Here is a 19,372-nt window from a genome sequence, read left to right as displayed (position 1 = left end):
CGAAAGCGGTGGGTCAGCCAATTTATCTGTCACTGACCCACCGCTTTCGCGAGCAAGCCCGCTCCCACATTTAGACCCAGTTGCATCAGGTAGAGAGGCTTTTGCTTCGCACTTGATCTGGCTTTTGATTCAACCACTCAGGTCGGCTTTCAGGCCGCCGTGCTGTAGATCTTGATCTTGATCTGAGACGCCCCGTTAACCACGATGGCCCATCGCGGCGGCCCACGGATTCAAGCCTTCATTCTGGCACACCGAGCCCAAGCGAGGTGCCGAGTGGTGGGGCGAGGACCTTTTGGTTACTTTTGACTGGGCCGGCATTCCGGTCCTTGCAAAAGTGACCCGCTGTAAGAGCGGAACCAATAGAAACCGTTACCGCAGCAACGGATATACACACCGACAAACCGCCACAGCAGGCAAGCCAGCCCCCCAGGTTATGCGTCAGTTGGCGGTTGCAGCGTCAGCACCTCAAAGCCATCCGCCGTCACCGCCACGGTATGTTCCCACTGCGCCGACAGGCTGTTGTCCTTGGTCACCACCGTCCAGCCATCCTTGAGGTCGCGCACCTTGGCGCTGCCCTGGTTGAGCATCGGCTCAATGGTAAACACCATGCCTTCGCGCAGTTCCAGCCCGGTGCCGGGGCGGCCGAAGTGCAGCACTTGCGGTTCCTCGTGCATCTGCCGACCGATGCCGTGGCCGCAATACTCGCGCACTACGCTGTAGCCGTTGGCCTGCGCATGGCTCTGGATCGCATGGCCGATATCGCCCAGACGGGCGCCGGGGCGAACCTGGCGAATGCCGGCCCACATGGCTTCGAAGGTCTGTTCCACCAGGCGCCGGGCCTTGGGCGCCACGTTGCCGATCATGTACATCTTGCTGGAGTCAGCGATAAAACCGCCTTTCTCCAGAGTGATGTCGATGTTGATGATGTCGCCGTCTTTCAACACCGCTTTGGCGCTGGGCATGCCATGGCACACCACTTCGTTGATCGAGGTGTTGATACAAAAGGGGTAGTCGTACTGCCCAAGGCTCGCCGGGCGGGCCTTGAGGTCGTTGCGGATGAAAGCCTCGACGGCGCTGTCCAGTTCCAGGGTCGAGCGCCCGGCGGCGACAAAACCGTCGAGCATGCTGAATACCTGGGCCAGCAGGCGCCCGGATTCGCGCATCACCGCCAGTTGTGCAGGTGTCTTGATCATCAGCCGCGCCCTCGAATCAGGTCAGGCTTGTCCAGCAACAGCTTGTTGATCAGCTCGTTGTAGGGCAGGTGCGGGTTGAGTTCGGCCAGCAGGCCGATCTTGATCCAGAACTCGGCCTGGGCGTTGATGGAGCGGTCCATGGCGGCGCTGGCCAGGCGAAGCTGTTCGTGCAGTTGGTCGGTGATCTTGACGATGCCCATGGGGTTCACTGTGTTAAATGGATATACAAAGCGTATACGTTTCGTATATCGATCGTAAACCCCAATCGGCTAAATGGCGACAGGCCATTGACTTGTCCAGCAACCGCCGGTTAATTTTCGCTGCATGACCTTTCCAGCCTTCTGCAGCCAGCCGAGCATTATTATTACCGCCATTCCTCATTCGGCGGGATAGCACACGGCTGCACCCAAACCCGCCCTGGAGGCGGGTTTTGTTTTTCCGACTCCTGGGCAGCACATAAACACCAGGAGATGCCCATGAGTACCCACAGCGCCGCGCAAACTGCCAATACCGGGCTGCTTGAGCATTACGTGAAAAAGATCCTCGCTGCCCCGGTTTACGACGTGGCGGTGCGCACGCCCTTGCAGCCGGCGCCTGCGTTATCGGCGTTACTGGGCAACCAGGTGCTGCTCAAGCGGGAAGATTTACAGCCGACGTTTTCCTTCAAGATCCGTGGCGCCTATAACAAGCTGGTGCAACTGACGCCTGAACAAAAAGCTCGAGGCGTGGTGACGGCATCGGCCGGTAATCATGCGCAGGGCGTGGCGTTGGCAGCGCGGGAACTGGGCATCAAGGCCCGTATCGTCATGCCGTGCAGCACGCCTGAACTGAAGGTATTGGGTGTGCGTTCCCGGGGGGCCGAGGCGGTGTTGCAGGGCGAAAGCTTTCCGTTTGCCCTGGCCCATGCGCTGCAATTGGCCGAGGCGTCGGGTTGCACCTTTGTGTCGCCGTTCGATGACCCCGATGTGATCGCAGGCCAAGGCACAGTGGCCATGGAAATACTGCGCCAGCAACAGGGCCCGCTCGATGCCATCTTCGTGCCGGTGGGCGGCGGCGGCTTGATCGCCGGGATCGCAGCCTACGTCAAATACCTGCGGCCCGAGGTGCGCATCGTCGGGGTTGAGCCTGAAGGTTCCAGTTGCCTGCTGGCCGCCTTGCGCGCCGGTGAGCGGGTGGTGCTGCCCAGTGTCGACGGGTTTGCCGATGGCACCGCGGTGGCGCAGATCGGTGCCTATGGCTTTGAGATCTGCCGCGATTGGGTCGATGAAGTGATCACCGTCAGCAATGACCAACTGTGCAGCGCCATCAAGCTGATCTACGACGATACGCGTTCCATCACCGAGCCTTCCGGCGCACTGGCGGTGGCGGGCATTCGCATATACGTCAACCAAAACGGCGTGCGCGGGCAGACCTTGGTGGCGGTGAATTCCGGGGCCAATATCAACTTTGATAGTTTGCGACATGTTGCTGAAAGGGTTGCGGCGCAGAGTACAATTTAGTGCATAAACGTTTAATCGGCGTGGTTTCGACGATGATGCTGGCAATGCAAACCCGCTTATATAACGGCTCATCGTGCTTATGAGGAAAAGTTACAACAGGAACGGATTTTGCCGAGTAGGCTTATTGACTGTAAGCGTCTGCCAAGGTCGGTAAGACGTGGCGGGCCTGCGCCTGCCGAGCACACAAAAATCTGTTGGCAGTCTCAAAAAAAGGAGAGGTTAGCCATGCTTTCGGAACTGGAACTACGCAGCATTATTGAAGGAAGTTTCCTGCCCAAGCGGTGCGAATGCACCAAAGCCGAAGACGCCTCATTGACGATCAAGGTCTATGACGACCGCGACCGTGACCGGGTGGATTTGGAAGTCAAAGGTATCAACGCGGAAAAACTCGACAGCAGTCGAGCCATTTGCAACCTGATCAGCGGGTTGCGCGAAGACCTCAAGCACAGCCAAGCGCCCGCTCAGCAAAGAATGGCGGCGCGCAGCTACTAGGCAGCCAAGTGGTAGCAAGTGGTTGAGGGTATGTCACCGATGACCTGTGGGCCTGGTAACCGCCAGGCCCAATACGGTTTTTTTGCTGTATTCAGTTCTGAAACAAGCACACTTCGGACATCTTCGGATAACTCACGTTCTGCACGTCGCCCGCCCTGTCCACGAATTTGATAGTTGCCGTTATGACTTGGCATTCGTTGGTCTGCGGTTCTTTCATCGCAAGCACTTTTTGGATATCCATGGGCATACCATACTCATAGGGTACGGCGCTGGACTCGGCCTGAACCATTCCCGCAACGGTGGTCAGCGCCAGGGCGCTGCTCAGTAAGAACAAGGTTTGCAGTTTCATTGTGTGTCTCTGTCAGTGATTCGGTGCATCGAGGTGATGAACCGGCGGCCAGCCTGTTGGGGCGAGCGAGCGCACTGTCTTCTGCGGGTATTAACGATGGATTAATTGCGCGATTCGCAGATAAAACCTACAGGATTTTGGGTTTTACCTTGCGAGGTGATAGAAGTTGCCCACACGTTTGTAGGAGTTTGCGAGGGTTTTTGCTGAAGTCGCACGGCTGGCCCGGCCTTGTTACAGGACCGGGCGGCGGCGCAGAGGGTGAAACGGCAGATCACTGGATCCATTCACGCCTCAATTTTGAAAATCACAGGCTTCGGACATTTTCCGATAACCCACGTCTTCGATTTTCCCGGCTTTATCGACGAACTTGATATCGGCGTTGATCACCTTGCACACGTCGGTGTCTTCCTCGTGCATGGCGATCACTTTGTCGACGTTCAAGGGCATGCCGTATTGATACTGCACAGGCTTGGCGGCGGTGTCGGCCTGGGCCATCCCCGACACCGCGGCAAGGGCCAGGGTGGCGGTGAATAACAAAGTACGCAGTTTCATGGTGGTGCTCCGCAAGTGAGTTCAATTTCACTCTCGGCTTGCGGGATTAACCATCGATTAATTTTGCCTTGGCTGACAAAACCTTCATGAAACCCAGGCTTCAGCCCAATTGCTGGCGATACGGCAGATCCGGCCCGGTCTTGCTGCAGGTCAGCGCGGCGGCGCGGATGGCGAAGCCAAGCATGCTGTCGATCTGCGCGCGTGTCAGCTGTTGCAGGCCGTCTACCGAATCCAGCTGCTGCTCGGTCAGCCAGGCAATCAAGGCGGCCTGGAAGGTATCGCCGGCGCCCACCGTATCGGCCATCACCACCTTGACCGCAGGTTGCGACCAACTGCCGTGCTGGCGGCTGAATACGGTTGCACCATCGCCGCCACGGGTGAGGAACACCAATTGGCAACGGTGCTGCAACCAGCCTTGCAACACGCTCTCGGGCGACTGGTCGGGGTAGAGCAGGTGCAAGTCTTCATCGCTGACTTTGATCAAGTCCGCATGCGTGACCAACTCAGCCACGCGCTCACGCCACAGCTGGATATCCGGCTGCGGGTTGAGCCGCACATTGGGGTCCAGGCTGATCAGGCGTTTGCCGCTTTCGCGCTTGACCAGGCTCAGCAGGGTGTCGCCGATCGGCTGCACCACCAGCGAAAACGAGCCGATATGCACGCCACGAACCTCATCGCCCAAGGTCGGCAGATGCTCAAGCGTCAATTGCCGATCGGCGCAGCCTTCGCCGCGAAAGCTGTATTGCGGTGAGCCGTTGGCGCCCACGGCAACCATCGCCAGGGTGGTTGGCGCGGCAAACTCAAGCAGAAACTGCTGGCTGACGCCTTCGTCCTCGAGCACTTGCAGCAAGCGCTGACCAAGGAAGTCGTTGGACACGCCACCCAACAGCGCGGACTCAATGCCCAGGCGGCGCAAACCCACGGCCACGTTGAACGGCGAACCACCGGCAATGGCCTTGTAATTGACCCTGGAAGCCTGCCCGCTGGCATCTTCCTCGCTGAAAAAATCGAACAGCGCTTCGCCACACACCAGATACATAGTCGTTCGCTCTTAAAGGGTTGCCACGAGCTGCTGGTAGCGCTCGTAAGCCTGTTGATAGGCACTGACACTAGCCGCCACCGGCAGCGTGCGGCTGCTTGGGTCGACACTCACACATTTGTCGCACAGGCTGACCAGGGTGTCGCCGGACTGGCTCCACGCCGCCTGGATCGCCGCGCCCAGGGCAGCGGCTTCGCTTTGTTCGGTACACACCACTTCAGTGTTCATGATATCGGCGACCATCTGCCGCCACACCGGGCTTTTCGAGCCGCCGCCGATCAGGCGGATGCTGTGGCTCTGCAGGCCGGTCTGGCGCAGCAGGTCGAGGCCGTAGCGCAGGCCGAAGGTGGTGCCCTCGACCACGGCGCGGCACAGGTTGGCGCGGGTCAGGTTGGTCATGGTCAGCCCGTGCAGGCTGCCGGTGGCGTGGGGCAGGGCGGGCACGCGTTCGCCGTTGAGGAACGGCAGCATGCTCACGCCGTCGGCGCCAATCGGCGCTTGCTCAACCAGGCTGTTGAAGCTCGCAAGGTCAAGCTCGAACAGCTCGCGAATCACCCCGGTGGCGTTGGTCAGGTTCATGGTGCAGATCAATGGCAACCAACCGCCGCTGGATGAACAGAAGGTCGCGACCGACGCTTGCGGGCTGACATTCGGCTGCTCGGCGAAGGCGTATACGGTGCCGGACGAACCCAGGCTCATGGTGATCACGCCGGGGGCGATATTGCCGGTGCCGATGGCGCCCATCATGTTGTCGCCGCCGCCACTGGACACCTTGGCATTCGGGTTGATGCCTAAGCGTTCGGCGATGGCCGGCAGGATGGTGCCGACCGTTTGATCGGCCGCAATCAACGCGGGCAGGGCTTTTTCCAGGCGCCCGCTCGGGTCGATGTGTTTCAGTAGTTCTACGTCCCACTCGCGGCTGCGCACGTTGAAGTAACCGGTGCCCGACGCATCGCCGTATTCCGCCACGGCGCGGCCGGTGAGCCAGTAGTTGAGGTAGTCGTGGGGCAGCAGGATATGCGCAATGCGCGCGAACACGTCCGGGTGTTGTTCACGGGTCCACAGCAGTTTGGAGACGGTATAGCCCGGCGCAATCGCCACGCCGAGGCGTTCCAGCGAGCCGCTTTCGCCGCCCAGATAGGCCAGCAGGCGCTCGTTCTCCGGCGCGGTTTCGGTGTCGCACCAGAGTTTGGCCGGGCGCAGCACCTCACCGTGCTCGTCCAGCAGCACCAGCCCGTGCTGCTGGCCGGAGACGCCGATGCCGAGAATGTCCTGGCCGTCCACGCCGGCCTGTTGCAGGGCGCGGTGAGTGGCTTCGGTAAAGGCGTCCAGCCACTCCTGGGTGTGCTGTTCGCGGCGGCCATTGGCGCCGCTGATCAACGTATGCGCGGCGGCGCCCAGGCCCAGGACCTTGCCGCTGGAAGCGTCGAGGACGATGGCTTTGGTGCCTTGTGTGCCGCAATCGATGCCGAGGTACAGGTTTTGCTGGGTCATGGTTATTGCTCAGCAGAATGTGAGTGTGGAACTCGGTCAAATGTGGGAGCGGCGGTGCGACGATTCGACTTGCTCGCGAATGCGGTGGGTCAGTGAAGAATACATTGACTGAAACACCGCATTCGCGAGCAAGCCCGCTCCCACAGGTTGATTCGGTTTCGTCAGTTGATCTTGGCGAGCAGGCCTTCCAGAGTCTTTGTTACGCCATTATCTCGAAGGCTTTGATAGCACCGCTCAAACGCTGCCACAAACTCAGGCGAGTTGGGAATAGCCTTGCCAAATATCTCTTCCACACCCAACAGGCGCTGGCTGATCAGCGCATCATCACTCACCAGCCCCTGGCAGAACTCGGCGCGCGGATCCGGGATCTTGTAGGTCACGCCGTTTTCATCAACGCCCTTGAGGTACAACGCCCAGGCTGCGACAACCAACGCTGCGCGCTCAGTTTCACGCCCATCGGCAATCAAGCGATTGATGGTCGGTACGGTGAACTTGGGAAACTTCGACGAGCCATCGGAGCACACACGCTCCAACTGGTCGGCAATCGCCTGGTTGTAAAATCGGTCGACCAGCGTCTGCTTGTACTGGGTCAAATCAATGCCCGGCACCGGCGCCAGGTTCGGCGTCACATCCAGGTCCATGTAAGCGCGCATGTAGGCCACAAACACCGGGTCATTCATGGTGTCGTGCACAAACCGGTAACCCTTGAGAAACCCGAGGTAGGTCAGGGCCAGGTGGCTGCCATTGAGCAGGCCGATCTTCATCTCTTCATAAGGCGTGACGTCATCGGTGAACTGCACACCGACGGTTTCCCACGCCGGGCGGCCGTTAACGAATTTGTCTTCCAGCACCCACTGTACAAACGGCTCGCACACCACCGGCCAGGCATCGTCGATGCCGTGTTCGTCGTGCAGTTGCAGGCGGTGGGCGGTGCTGGTCATCGGTGTGATGCGGTCGACCATGGCATTCGGAAAACTTACGTTGGCCTTGATCCAGTCATGCAACTCGGCGTTGTGCAGGGCGGCAAACGCCAGCAGTGCCTTGCGCGTGACGGCGCCGTTGTGCGGCAGGTTATCGCAGGACATCACGGTAAACGCCGGGGTGCCGGCGGCGCGGCGTTGGGTCAGTGCGGCGCAGATAAACCCGAACACGGTTTTCGGTGCATTGGGATGCGCCAGGTCGTGCTGGATCTGTGGCAGGTGCGCCATGAACTCGCCGTTACTGTCATCGATGCAGTAGCCGCCTTCGGTGATAGTCAGCGAAACGATGCGAATCTGCGGGCTGGCCAGCTTGTCGATCAGCGCCTGGGCGCCGTCTTCGGCCAGCAGCATGTCGCTGATGGCGCCGATCACGCGCACTTCGGTGTCGTCGGTGTCGCCCAGTTCATACAGGGTGAACAGGTAATCCTGGCCGGCCAGGTCGTCGCGGGCCTTACGGTCTTCGCTGCGCAGGCCGACGCCGCAGATGCTCCAGTCCAGGCCAACGCCGGTATTCATCAGCGCATCGGTGTAATACGCCTGGTGCGCGCGGTGGAAACCGCCGACGCCGATATGCGCGATGCCTTGGGAGGTGCTGGCAATGGCGTAGGCGGGGATTTTCACTTGCGGCGCCAACTGGGTGAGGTTCTGTTTATTCAGTTTCATCACAACTCTCGCAAAATCAGGCGGCAGCGCGCAGTGGACGAGCCACGGCCACGCCATCGGTGTCGAACAGATGGCAGTGCGCCGGGTCCAGGTGCAGCTGCAGGGTTTCGCCGTATTGGCTGGCCATGTCGCCACGAATCCGCAGGGTCAACGGCTCGCCGCTGGCGGTGATGACGTGGCAGAAGGTGTCGCTGCCCAAGCGCTCGCCGACATCGGCGGTGACGGTCAGGGTGGTTTGCCCAGGCGAGGCAATTTCCAGGTGTTCCGGGCGAATGCCCAAGGTTACCGCGCTGCCCACGCTCAAGCTGGCGCCGCTCATTGGCAGGCTGATCAGCATGCCGGCGTCCAGTTGCACGTCGCAGCTTTGACTCTCCACACGGGTCACTTTGCCCTTGAGGAAGCCCATTTTTGGCGTACCGAGAAAACCCGCCACAAACAGGTTGGCCGGCTGGTGGTACAACTCCAGCGGCGAGCCGACCTGCTCAACGCGGCCACTGTTGAGGACCACCACCTTGTCGGCCAGGGTCATGGCCTCGACCTGGTCGTGGGTCACGTAGATCATGGTGGCTTGCAGTTCTTTATGCAGGCGCGACAGTTCCAGGCGCATCTGCACACGCAGGGCGGCGTCGAGGTTGGACAGCGGTTCGTCGAACAGGAAAATCTTCGGGTTGCGCACGATTGCACGGCCGATCGCCACGCGCTGACGCTGGCCACCGGACAGTTGCTTGGGCTTGCGCTCCAGCAACGGGCCGAGTTCGAGAATGCGCGCCGCTTCGCTGACTTTGCTTTCCACCAACTTCTTGTCGACGCCGGCCAGGTCGAGGGCAAACGACATGTTTTTGCGCACGCTCATGTGCGGGTACAGCGCGTAAGTCTGGAACACCATGGCCAAATCGCGCTTGGCCGGGGTGACTTCGGTGATATCGCGGCCATCCAGCTCGATGGTGCCTTCGGTGACTTCCTCAAGGCCTGCGATCAAACGCAGCAGGGTGGATTTACCGCAGCCCGACGGGCCGACGAACACCACGAACTCCTTGTCGTTCACTTCCAGGTCAATGCCCTTGATGATCGAGAAACCTTCGAAGCCTTTTTGCAAATTCTTGATTTTCAGGTTGGCCATGATGGGCCTCCGCTTGGAATTATTATTTAACTGCGCCGAAGGACAGGCCGCGCACCAGCTGTTTCTGGCTGATCCAGCCAAAGATCAGGATCGGCGCACAGGCGAGGGTCGAAACGGCGGACAATTTGGCCCAGAACAAGCCTTCGGGGCTGGAGTAAGAGGCGATCAGCGCGGTCAGCGGCGCGGCATTCGAGGAGGTCAGGTTCAGCGACCAGAATGCCTCGTTCCAGCACAGGATCAGCGACAGCAGCACAGTGGAAGCCAGGCCGCCCTTGGCGATGGGCAGCAGCACGCGGACCATTTCCTGCCACAGGGTGGCGCCGTCCAGGCGTGCGGCTTCGAGGATGTCCTTGGGGATGTCCTTGAAGTAGGTGTACACCATCCACACCACAATCGGCAGGTTGATCAGGGTGTAGATGATGATCAGCGCAATGCGCGTATCCAGCAGGCCCATGCTCTTGGCCAGCAGGTAGATCGGCATCAGCACACCCACCGGCGGTAGCATCTTGGTGGACAGCATCCACAGCAAAGTGCCCTTGGTGCGCTTGGTTTCGTAGAACGCCATGGAATAGGCGGCCGGCACCGAGATCAGCAGGCACAGCGCAGTGGCGCTGAACGAAATCACCACCGAGTTCCAGGCGTAGGCGAAGTAGTTGCTGCGCTCGTTGATGTGCAGGTAGTTCTCCAGCGTCGGCGTGAAGATGAACTGCGGCGGTGTGGCGAACGCGTCGATTTCGGTCTTGAAGCTGGTCAGCACCATCCAGAAGATCGGGAAGAAAATCAGGATCGCGATGGCCCAGGCCAACGTGCCGAGCAGCAGGCTTTGCAGGCGGCGGGATTGTTGAAGCGTCATGGCGCGGCCCTCAAGGCTTGTCAGTCAGGTTTTTGCCGATCATCCGCACCAGGATGATCGCCGCGATATTGGCGATGACCACGGCAATCAAGCCGCCGGCCGAGGCCATGCCCACGTCGAACTGCACCAGCGCCTGGTTGTAGATCAGGTAGGCGAGGTTGGTCGAGGCGTAGCCGGGGCCACCGTTGGTGGTGGTAAAGATTTCGGCAAACACCGAGAGCAAAAAGATCGTTTCGATCATCACCACCACGGCAATCGGGCGCGCCAGGTGCGGCAGGGTCAGGTGCCAGAAGATCGCGATGGCGCCGGCACCGTCCAGGCGTGCGGCTTCTTTTTGTTCCTGGTCGAGGGACTGCATGGCGGTCATCAGCAGCAGGATGGCGAAGGGCAGCCACTGCCACGACACAATGATGATGATCGACAGCAACGGGTAGTGCGCCAGCCAGTCCACGGGCTCGGCGCCGAACAGCTTCCAAACGGCGGCGAGAATCCCCGATACCGGGTGGAAAATCAGGTTCTTCCAGATCAGCGCACCGACGGTGGGCATGATGAAGAACGGCGAAATCAGCATCACCCGCACGATGCCACGGCCAAAGAATTCACTGGCTTCCAGCAAAGCGCTGATCAACACGCCGAACACCACGCTGATCAGCAGCACGCTGCCCACCAGTAACAGGGTATTGGTGGCGCCGGGCAGGAAGCCCGAGTCAGTGATGAAGTAGGTGAAGTTCTCCAACCCCACGAATTGGTTTTCGCCAGGGTAGAGCAGGTTGTAGCGGATCAGCGAAAAGTACAGGGTCATGCCCAGCGGCACGATCATCCACAGCAGCAGCATGGCCACCGAGGGGCTGACGAGGAACCAGCCGGGGTTGGCCAGGCGGTTTTTGGGTGTTGTATTCATGGTGATCAAGACCAGTCAGGTACATGCAGAGCGAGAGTCGGGCGCGGTCAATAATGTGGGAGCGGGCTTGCTCGCGAATGCAGTCTTCCAGTTGATGCATTCGTGGCTGACACACCGCCTTCGCGAGCAAGCCCGCTGCCACATTTACAGAGGTGAGTCAGGGCTATTTGGGATAACCCGCCCGCTTCATCTCACGCTCGGTGGTGGTCTGCGCGGCGGTCAAGGCTTGGTCCACCGTCTGCTGACCGGTCAGCGCACCCGAGAAGAACTTGCCGACCTGGGTACCAATCGCCTGGAACTCAGGAATGGTCACCAACTGGATACCGATATACGGCACCGGCTTGAGCGTCGGTTTGGTCGGGTCTGCGACTTTCAGCGATTCGAGGGTCACCTTGGCGAACGGCGCGGCCTTGAGGTATTCGTCGCTGTAGGTCGATTTGCGCGTGCCAGGCGGCACATTGGCAATGCCATCGGTCTTGGCAACCAGCTCGCCGTATTCCTTGGACGTTGCCCAGGTGGTGAATACCTTGGCGGCGTCCTTGGCTTTGGAACTGGTCGGGATCGCCAGGCTCCAGGAGTACAGCCACGAGGTGCCCTTGTCGGTCTTCTCGTGCGGGGCGAAGGTGAAGCCGACGCTGTCAGCGACCTTGCTCTGCGACTTATCGGTGACGAACGAGCCGGCCACACTGGCATCGACCCAGATCGCGCATTTGCCGCTGTTGAACAACGCCAGGTTTTCGTTGAAACCGTTGCTGGAAGCACCCGGCGGGCCGGATTTCTTCATGTTGTCGACGTAGAAGTTCAACGCCTCCTTCCACTCCGGGCCGTTGAATTCCGGCTGCCACTTTTCATCGAACCAGCGCGCCCCGTAGCCGTTGGCCAGGGTGGTGATCAACGCCATGTTCTCACCCCAACCGGCTTTGCCACGCAGGCACAGGCCGTATTGCTCTTTGCTCTTGTCGGTGAGTTTGGCCGCGTATTCGCCGATCTGGCTCCAGGTCGGGTGCTCGGGCATGGTCAGCCCGGCGTTCTTGAACAGGTCGGTACGGTAGTAGGTAATCGAGCTTTCGGCATAGAACGGCAGGGCATACAGCGAGCCTTTGACAGATAGACCGTCACGCACCGAAGGGAACACGTCGTCAAGGTCGTAGGACGCCGGCAGGTCTTTCATTGGCTCCAACCAACCTTTGGCGCCCCACAGTGCAGCTTCGTACATGCCGATGGTCAACACGTCGAACTGGCCGCCCTGGGTGGCGATGTCGGTGGTCAGGCGCTGGCGCAGCACGTTTTCTTCGAGCACCACCCAATTCAGCTTGATCTCCGGATGCTCGGTCTCGAAGGTTTTCGAGAGCTTTTGCATGCGGATCATGTCGCTGTTGTTGACGGTGGCAATGGTCAGGGTTTGCGCGCCAAGGCTAACGGCGCTGAGGGTCATGCAGGTGCAAGCAAGCAGAGCTTTTGCTGTGAACTTCATCGCGCACTCCATTTCCGCGCCCAGAGGCTACGGAAGGACAGTTATTGTTGTTGTGTCTTCCTACAAGAAGTCAGGAAGAGTGTGCGGTGATTACAGCCTTCAATTGAGGTTATGACAAATCCTTGGGCGCACTGGGACTGATACTTTTTTGCACTGTAAAAAACCGCAGTAGCCGAACCAGCGGCTACTGCGGGTATTGGCGTTGCCGGATCAAGCGGCGAAGTCGAACACGTCTTTGATCATGCCCTGGTTGAACACCCCTTTGCCCGTACCCTCGATCAGCTTGAATGTGCCATCTGGGTTTACCTCAACACCCAGGGAGCTGGCGATCACGGTATTGACGCCAGGCTTTCGCAGAATATCCAACAACGGTTTTTTCCCTCGATACTGTTGCTCCAACACAGTTCCCATCCCTGCCGTAGAGTGTGATTCGATACCGCCTACGAATATCACCTTCCCGCCATTAGCCAATGACTTATTCAATTGCTCCAGCACCTGATAACTGTTTTTATCGAATAAACCGAATTCCAGATTGCTGCCGGTCAGGTGCATCAGTGTGCGCTTGTGGTAAACGCCGTCTCGGAAATCGCTCAACACGGCCAGTGCGGAGCAGTCTGTCAAACTGCGTGTCGACAGCACTGAGTTGGCATCTTCGACGCTGTGGGAATATCCCATGTCTACATTGACCTTGGGCGCGACAGGCGGGCGGGAGGTCTCCGGCACTGAAGGTCTGAGGGCCGGTTTGGGTCGAGGTTTGGTACTTGTTTGGCCTTCTATTGCAAGGGTGTTACTGGCCCCACCGCGGTTATACCCGTGAGAGAAGGGAGTCTTGGGTTTTGAGACGAGCGCGTCCAGCCAGTTGTTGTCGCGTGGGCTTATAAACTGGTTTTGGCCGGTTCTGATCCTGACTTTGTCACGTGCCCACTGGGTCATCACCTCATCGATCCTGCGTGTGTATTCGCGCGCAGGGCAGGCAATATCGGCCCACGGATCAACGATCCACGCATCCTTCCAGGCCTCGCCTGCGAAGTCGACGGTGCCGGGAGGCAGTTCAGAGGGCCCCCCAACTACCGTGAAGATGTGATCGTCAGATGCTTGCCACTCGTAAGCACGGCCACCGCTTTGGGTGATGATGTCTTTGGACACCAATGCCATTTCTCCACAGTTGCCGACGCCCGCCTTCAAAATCAGGTTCGAACGATTCTGTGCGTAGCTCGGTGCGGTTTTGCGCAACCAGGCGAGTGTCATGTGCGCTGCTTGCGCACGCTTGAGGTCCGCCTTGGACAACACTTTATTGTCGGGTCCCAGGCCTGTGGCTTTCATGCTGCGGTTTACGCTGCTTTTGGCCTGCTCTGCATAAAACTGGTTTTGCTTGTCGGCCGGCCATATGGCGAAATCGGCAGGTTTGGTCAACGCGGTCACCTGCGTCGGCCTCAGCGCGATGTTCGCCTTGCCGATGGCTTCGCTGCGCTGCAGTTGGTACAGCACTTCGCGCTGCTGTTCCGGGGTCAGGTCTTTGCACCATTCCTTTAATTCATCCACCTGTTCTTTTGAGTAGTTCGCTCGCTCCAGCTGCGCAAAGGCGTCGTCCAGTGCCGGCAGGGCGATGAAGTTGGCGTCAAACGATGCGTTGGATGGGCCTTTAAGGGCGCTGAATTTATTCCGATAGCTTTGCACTAACGGTAGCTCGTTGGGCGAGCATTTTGTGAAGGTCAGCTTGCCGCCCGGCTCATTGTTCAGTTTCGCGTAGTAAAACTCGGCCGTATCCGCCTCGATCACCAGATATTTATCGGCGCTTCCAGCAACCGGGCTGTTAACAATGACGCCGCGTACTTCACGTTTGTCGTCGCACTCAGTGCTGATACTTTTGAGTTCGACCACGCGGGTATCCTGTGCCAATGCATTATTGGCTTGCGCGCCGTAAAAACCGAACTGGGGGTCATGTTTGAGACTGCCACTGATCTGCGTGTTGTAGGTGATGGGCTTGTTATCAAGTGTGGGCACCAGCCTGGGGCCCATTTCGCTATCCACGACTTTGAGACGACGTCTTTCGAAGATAACGAATTGGTCTTTCTTGAACAATTTCGGCGGCGAAGGAAACAGGCGAACGTGTTCAAGTGCTTGCAGGTCCTGCCTCAATGGGTCGGTCACATTTGCGATGACCTTGGAAAAACAGGTGTCATTAGCCTCGCGTTTAACCCTGCCGCTGCCGATTGAAGGGGCTGGACAGAGTGCTTCAAACCCCTCCAGCGGTTTGAAGTGATCGGCTGACTGCAGGTCCGTCAGTTGGCCGGGCTTGCGGGCGTCGTAACGGTAAACCTTGCCTTCATTGACCAAATCGAAGCCGTTGGTGCGCGGGATCGTATAGGCGTCGGCGGCCAGATGCTTGTCCGCCACCAGGGCTTGAGTGCCGTCTGAAAAGGTCTCCTGGCGCAGGGGCGACGATGTGTCCGAAACGAAACCTTGCAGGGGAGGGCCATAGGCTGCTTCGGTCTTGGCGTCGTAGGCATACCATTCACCGTCCTGCTGTACGGCGGTGATCCTGGTCTGTTCCTGCGTGCCGGAACGCGTCAGCCTGCCATCGGCCATGTCAGCCGTTTGCTCAACAATTTGATTGCTCTGCATTCGACTCAACGCGTTTTGCGATTGCCGGGTGGTGGTCGCGGTCAGGTCCTTGACTGCGATGTGTTCGGCCGCTTGGGTGCCGAAGGTCTCGATGAACCTGGTAGAGACCTTGGCCGCCGCCCAGGCCGCGCCGGTTTTCGCCAAACGCCACAACTTGCCCGCACCTTCGGTGGCCACATAGATGATGATATCCACGGCCAGATCACCCACGGCCTTTACATATTCACCGTGGTAGATATCTTCAAGGCTGGAACCGCCCGGCAGAGCGCGTAGCAGGCCTTTGAAGAAATCGCTGGGCTCCACGCCATTTTCAACGGCGTTATGCAACCCACGCTGGGTGGCAACGAACGTACTTTTGCGCAGGTAGGCCGTGTCTACCAGCACTTTGGCCAGGTTGTCGGTTCTTTCGTGGACGAAGGTGGAGGGCACGTCTTTCTGGTTATGCTCACCGAACTGCTGTTCACGCAGAAACGGCCGCTTGTCGCCGTCGTCAGTCTCGACAAGTATGAATTGTTCATTTGTCCTTAATACGACCTCGGACATGACGCCCTTTCTCGGTTCGGTACCGTTTTTGAAGGCTTGCGTGTCGATCGCAAGCCTGACTTTTTGGCCCAGGGGTGTAGAGGGGGCAATATCGGGGATTCTGACGATTTGCCCGACTGCCGGGTAAACCGCAAAGTCCCTTCTTACGCCGTTGTGGACGGACGTCATGATGATGCCACTGCCGGCGCTTTCCACTTGCAGGAACTCCATCGCGCCAAAACTGAGGCTATTGCGCTCCTCCAGCGGCAACTTGCTGAGCATGTCCTTGAACAACGTAATCGTATGGGCCCTGCGCAGGGTGAAGTCTTGTTCGATGGCTGCGTCGAATGCCTTGTTGATGTCTGGCAATTGGTCGGCATGCGCACGCAGGTCTTCGAAGTTCAGTCCGGGTAATTCCGAGCTCCAGCTTTCACCCAGTCGGCCGGCCTCGTACACCTCACAGATGCTCGCTTTGATACCGGAAAAGAGCCCGCCCGCGACCTTTTCCCATAAGTGCCGGCCTTCGTAGTCAATGTCGGTGCCAAACTGTTCGCGTAAGGCTTGAAGGGCCATTTCTCTTCTGCTGGGGGCCTTGGTATTGCGCAGAAAGTTTTTGGCGTCGGCTGTTTCCTTGATGTGCTTGTTGAGGATTTCCTGGCAGCTTGTCAGCTGTTCCAGGGTGTACTCATCGTTTTCATTCCTGGGCAGGTGCTTGTTGACGATGGCCCAATCAATCACCGGGTTCATCTGGGCAATGGCTTGCAAACGGGTTTGCGCCGAAGAAATCGGAGTGATCCTGTGTAGTGCCATGACCTGCTCAAAGGTCATGCCTGCGCTGGCACCGGCGGCCGTCAGCTCAAGTCGGTTTACGGCGGTGACAAAACTGACCCACTCTGGAGTGCCAAGGCAGACGGTGCTCGGTACATCCTTAACCAGCAAGTACGGCGCTGAACCGGCCATTAATAACTGCGCAACGGCCGGCGCGAGGTGCACCGAAATTTGCTGTTTGTCGATCAAATGTTGGGTGAAACGCTCACGAAGCGCTCTGGAGTCCAGCCCCTGGTGAGTCGGGTCCATGAAGTCAAACCCCGCAACGGTATTGCGCCGCGTCCCTGCCGCTGGATCAAGCTCGAGCACCAACGCGGTCAACAACCATTGCTCAAGGCTGGTGGTGGTGGGCGCGCCCTTCATTTGAGCTTGCAGGCGGGTCGCGAACTCATGCGCCGTATCGGTAGCGAGCAGTTGCTCCAGTGCTTGCGCCGGGTCTTCGCTGAGCTGGGTAATGTCAGCACCCAGGTAGGCAAGAAGGCTGTTCTGAGGGGCAATGGATTTTTTTACATGCCCCATCGCTGTGCTGCGCTGCTCGGTGCTCAGCGGTAAGTCCGATGACAGGAAACCCCAGTGATTGCCAAGCGGCGGTGAGTTGGGGACTGGCGTGCGCAAGGCTTTGATGAGGTTGTCGGATTCTGCCTTCGACTTGGGTATGTAGCCGTCATTTTCGGCGAGAAACCCCCTGGCTTTTTTGACGCCCTTGGGATGATGCGAGGAGTCTGGGTCCACTACAAAACGCATGGAATCGGCCTGGGTGTCATCGCTTATATCGCCGCTTTCCAACTGCTTGATTAACGCGTACCGATCATTGCTGTCGCCCACTGCAGTTATTTTGCGCTTCAACTCATTGGCGATGTGTTGTGAGTTTTCAGGGGCGTTCGGGAGTTGTTGAGTACGGCCGAGCAACTCCATCTGCCGCGTGAACTCCGGGCTGTTCGGGTCGGTACTGATGCCATAAAAATTGAACACCCATTTGAACGGTACGCTGCTGCCATTGGCGTCATCGACCGAGACCGATTCTCCATGGGCAGAGAAGGGCGTTGCGGCAGCATCCTGATGCATGAGCAGGTCGGCATACTCAGGGTATTTTCCTGCAATATAGCTGGCTCTGGAACGCCGATCAGCGTCATTGCTCGGGGGAATCCAGACTGCGCTGCGCGCGCTGAAATTTTCTTTGCGGTAAAAATCGCGCATGCCGAGGCTGTTCGAAGCTTTTTCAAGGTAAGTCTTCTGAAGGTCGAACAAACTGGACGGGATGGATTCCATCTTCTTCGATGACGACTGATCCGGCTCGGCTTTCAGCTTGAGCATCATTTGATAGACCGCGCTCGCCATCTCTGTTTCAGCGCTTGCCAGGGTGTCGACAGGCTCGACGGCAGGTTGCGCCGGTGCATCCGGAGCCTGCCGGACAGCGGCCGCCAGACGTTCAAGTTGAGAGAGCGGAGCCTGAGTGTTTGCCAGTTGCAGTATCACGGCCTGCTGGCGCTGGCGTATGTCATTGGATTGATCCGCGTCGATCAATGCCCCGAACCCATTGTTCTGGTTGATCTCGGCGACCCTGCTCAGGGTGGTTACGAGCTGGCGTTGCTGCCAGTTCGGTAGTCGGGTGTTCTGTTGGTGAGGCGGTGCTTCATCGTAAAAAGCCAACACTTCAAACAGTGGCGCCGAGGTACCCGTCGGGTAGGTAACGTCTGAGTCGGATCCCGCAGCCATGTGTTGGACCGCACCCTGAATTTCGCCCCACACATCGGTCCAGCCGGACACGTCGTTCAAGGTAAAGGTCGTGTTTTTACCCCTCACTGCACCGGTCAGTTCGCCACTGACCGGATTGATACGAACGCTGGTGAGGTCCAGATCGTTGTCTTGCGCAAACGTCCTGAACGCAGCGCCGTTGAGCGCGGTCAGCAGGTTTTTGCGTACCTGGTTGAAGGTTGAATACTCGGGAATGTCTTGCACAATGACCGACGTTTCGTACTGGTCCGTTTCGGGGACAAGTTTCATCAACCCACGGCTGACCTGCTGTGCCAGGGCCTTATCGGCTTCCTTGACCTTCTGTTCCAGTGTCAAAGGGGTGAACGGTTCAAGCGTCTGCTTTAGCGCTTGGGCAGGCAGGTCCACAACCCCTTGGCGTGCGTCTTGCTGGCGCTGTTTGATAGGCGCATCGAGCGGGTTGTTGCTGCTGAGTGCAGCGAAGTTGCCGTCGCGCAACAGCTGCCCGGCAATCGACAGCGTGTCGTTGCTGTTAATGGGGGCTAACTGCAAACCGTAGAACCCGGCGACGTTGCTGGTCGATGCCTGCGCTCGACCGTAGAACGAAATGTCTGAATGATGCGCGCCCGCAAGCTTACTTGCTGCGGCTAGAACGGCGGCAGAGGCCGCAGACCATTCAGGGTCATCGCTGGGGAAGAATCTGACAATACTGCCATCGACTTTCTCGGTGAGTTCGCCATTGGCGCCAATGATCAGGTTTGAAGTGACGATCAATTTGGCTTCGGCAAAGGACTTGAACGGCTCCGATTCCAGTGCGTCAGCCAGCTCGGACCAGGCCTGGCCGAAGGTGGAGTGGGGTGGGACCGCTACTTTGGCCTGTTCCTCATTTGAGCGGCGAGCCTCGTGGGCGAGTCGCTGACGTATAACACTGTTGGCGACATCTATGGCTAGTTGCTTGTCGCTGTGTTCAACCAGGGCGTCGGCGAACGCGCGGATTGACGCTGTGCGTGAATCGGTTGCGACAGCGGGGTTTTGCAAGTCCCGACGTATGCGCGGGGCAATCGTGTGAATGTTC

At 58.7% G+C, this 19,372-nt stretch carries 14 protein-coding genes; 2 read left to right on the top strand and 12 right to left on the bottom strand.

Annotated elements, in window-relative coordinates:
* Positions 1–431: 431 nt before the first annotated feature.
* Both map and ACTD9P_RS08100 read right to left on the bottom strand, forming a co-directional pair.
* Positions 432–1,193: a type I methionyl aminopeptidase gene (gene map / locus ACTD9P_RS08105; RefSeq protein ID WP_438867296.1), complete on the bottom strand. Its 762-nt coding sequence runs from the start codon at positions 1,191–1,193 to the stop codon at positions 432–434.
* Positions 1,193–1,393 carry a ParD-like family protein gene (locus tag ACTD9P_RS08100; protein ID WP_017135045.1) on the bottom strand — a complete coding sequence of 67 codons (201 nt, stop codon included), beginning with the start codon at positions 1,391–1,393 and terminating at the stop codon, positions 1,193–1,195. The genes map and ACTD9P_RS08100 overlap by 1 nt, the downstream gene beginning before the upstream one ends.
* A 276-nt stretch (positions 1,394–1,669) precedes the next feature.
* Here ACTD9P_RS08100 and ilvA point away from each other — a divergent pair, with 276 nt between their 5' ends.
* Entirely contained in the window at positions 1,670–2,692 is a 1,023-nt protein-coding gene (ilvA, locus tag ACTD9P_RS08095) for a threonine ammonia-lyase, biosynthetic (protein WP_438867295.1), read from the top strand.
* A gap of 225 nt (positions 2,693–2,917) precedes the next feature.
* Entirely contained in the window at positions 2,918–3,184 is a 267-nt protein-coding gene (locus ACTD9P_RS08090) for a DUF1652 domain-containing protein (protein ID WP_438867294.1), read from the top strand.
* 91 nt (positions 3,185–3,275) lie between these two features.
* On the opposite strand, the gene ACTD9P_RS08085 is transcribed toward ACTD9P_RS08090, so the two are convergent.
* From ACTD9P_RS08085 to ACTD9P_RS08040, 10 genes are all read right to left on the bottom strand, one after another.
* Positions 3,276–3,533 carry a DUF2790 domain-containing protein gene (locus tag ACTD9P_RS08085; RefSeq protein WP_438867293.1) on the bottom strand — a complete coding sequence of 86 codons (258 nt, stop codon included), beginning with the start codon at positions 3,531–3,533 and terminating at the stop codon, positions 3,276–3,278.
* A gap of 291 nt (positions 3,534–3,824) precedes the next feature.
* Positions 3,825–4,085, bottom strand: a complete 261-nt coding sequence (locus ACTD9P_RS08080; RefSeq protein ID WP_099548257.1) for a DUF2790 domain-containing protein — start codon at positions 4,083–4,085, stop codon at positions 3,825–3,827.
* Positions 4,086–4,185: 100 nt separating this feature from the next.
* Entirely contained in the window at positions 4,186–5,124 is a 939-nt protein-coding gene (locus ACTD9P_RS08075) for a carbohydrate kinase family protein (RefSeq protein ID WP_438867292.1), read from the bottom strand.
* A 12-nt stretch (positions 5,125–5,136) separates the two neighbouring features.
* Positions 5,137–6,618: a xylulokinase gene (gene xylB / locus ACTD9P_RS08070; RefSeq protein WP_438867291.1), complete on the bottom strand. Its 1,482-nt coding sequence runs from the start codon at positions 6,616–6,618 to the stop codon at positions 5,137–5,139.
* Between the two features lie 161 nt (positions 6,619–6,779).
* On the bottom strand, positions 6,780–8,261 hold the full coding sequence (locus tag ACTD9P_RS08065) for a mannitol dehydrogenase family protein (RefSeq protein WP_438867290.1): 1,482 nt from the start codon (positions 8,259–8,261) through the stop codon (positions 6,780–6,782).
* A gap of 16 nt (positions 8,262–8,277) precedes the next feature.
* On the bottom strand, positions 8,278–9,381 hold the full coding sequence (locus ACTD9P_RS08060) for an ABC transporter ATP-binding protein (protein ID WP_438867289.1): 1,104 nt from the start codon (positions 9,379–9,381) through the stop codon (positions 8,278–8,280).
* Positions 9,382–9,403: 22 nt separating this feature from the next.
* On the bottom strand, positions 9,404–10,234 hold the full coding sequence (locus tag ACTD9P_RS08055) for a carbohydrate ABC transporter permease (protein WP_078742104.1): 831 nt from the start codon (positions 10,232–10,234) through the stop codon (positions 9,404–9,406).
* A gap of 10 nt (positions 10,235–10,244) precedes the next feature.
* Complete coding sequence (locus tag ACTD9P_RS08050; RefSeq protein ID WP_056859283.1) at positions 10,245–11,135, bottom strand: carbohydrate ABC transporter permease; 891 nt, start codon at positions 11,133–11,135, stop codon at positions 10,245–10,247.
* A gap of 163 nt (positions 11,136–11,298) precedes the next feature.
* A complete protein-coding gene (locus tag ACTD9P_RS08045) occupies positions 11,299–12,609 on the bottom strand; it encodes an ABC transporter substrate-binding protein (RefSeq protein ID WP_438867288.1) in 1,311 nt (436 codons plus the stop codon).
* Positions 12,610–12,819: 210 nt separating this feature from the next.
* Complete coding sequence (locus ACTD9P_RS08040; protein ID WP_438867287.1) at positions 12,820–19,335, bottom strand: hypothetical protein; 6,516 nt, start codon at positions 19,333–19,335, stop codon at positions 12,820–12,822.
* Positions 19,336–19,372: the final 37 nt, after the last annotated feature.

The organism is Pseudomonas onubensis (genome assembly GCF_965653655.1).
Lineage (GTDB): Bacteria > Pseudomonadota > Gammaproteobacteria > Pseudomonadales > Pseudomonadaceae > Aquipseudomonas.
Note: the sequence above shows the minus strand (reverse complement) of the source record. Positions and strands in the feature narration are given on the sequence as shown.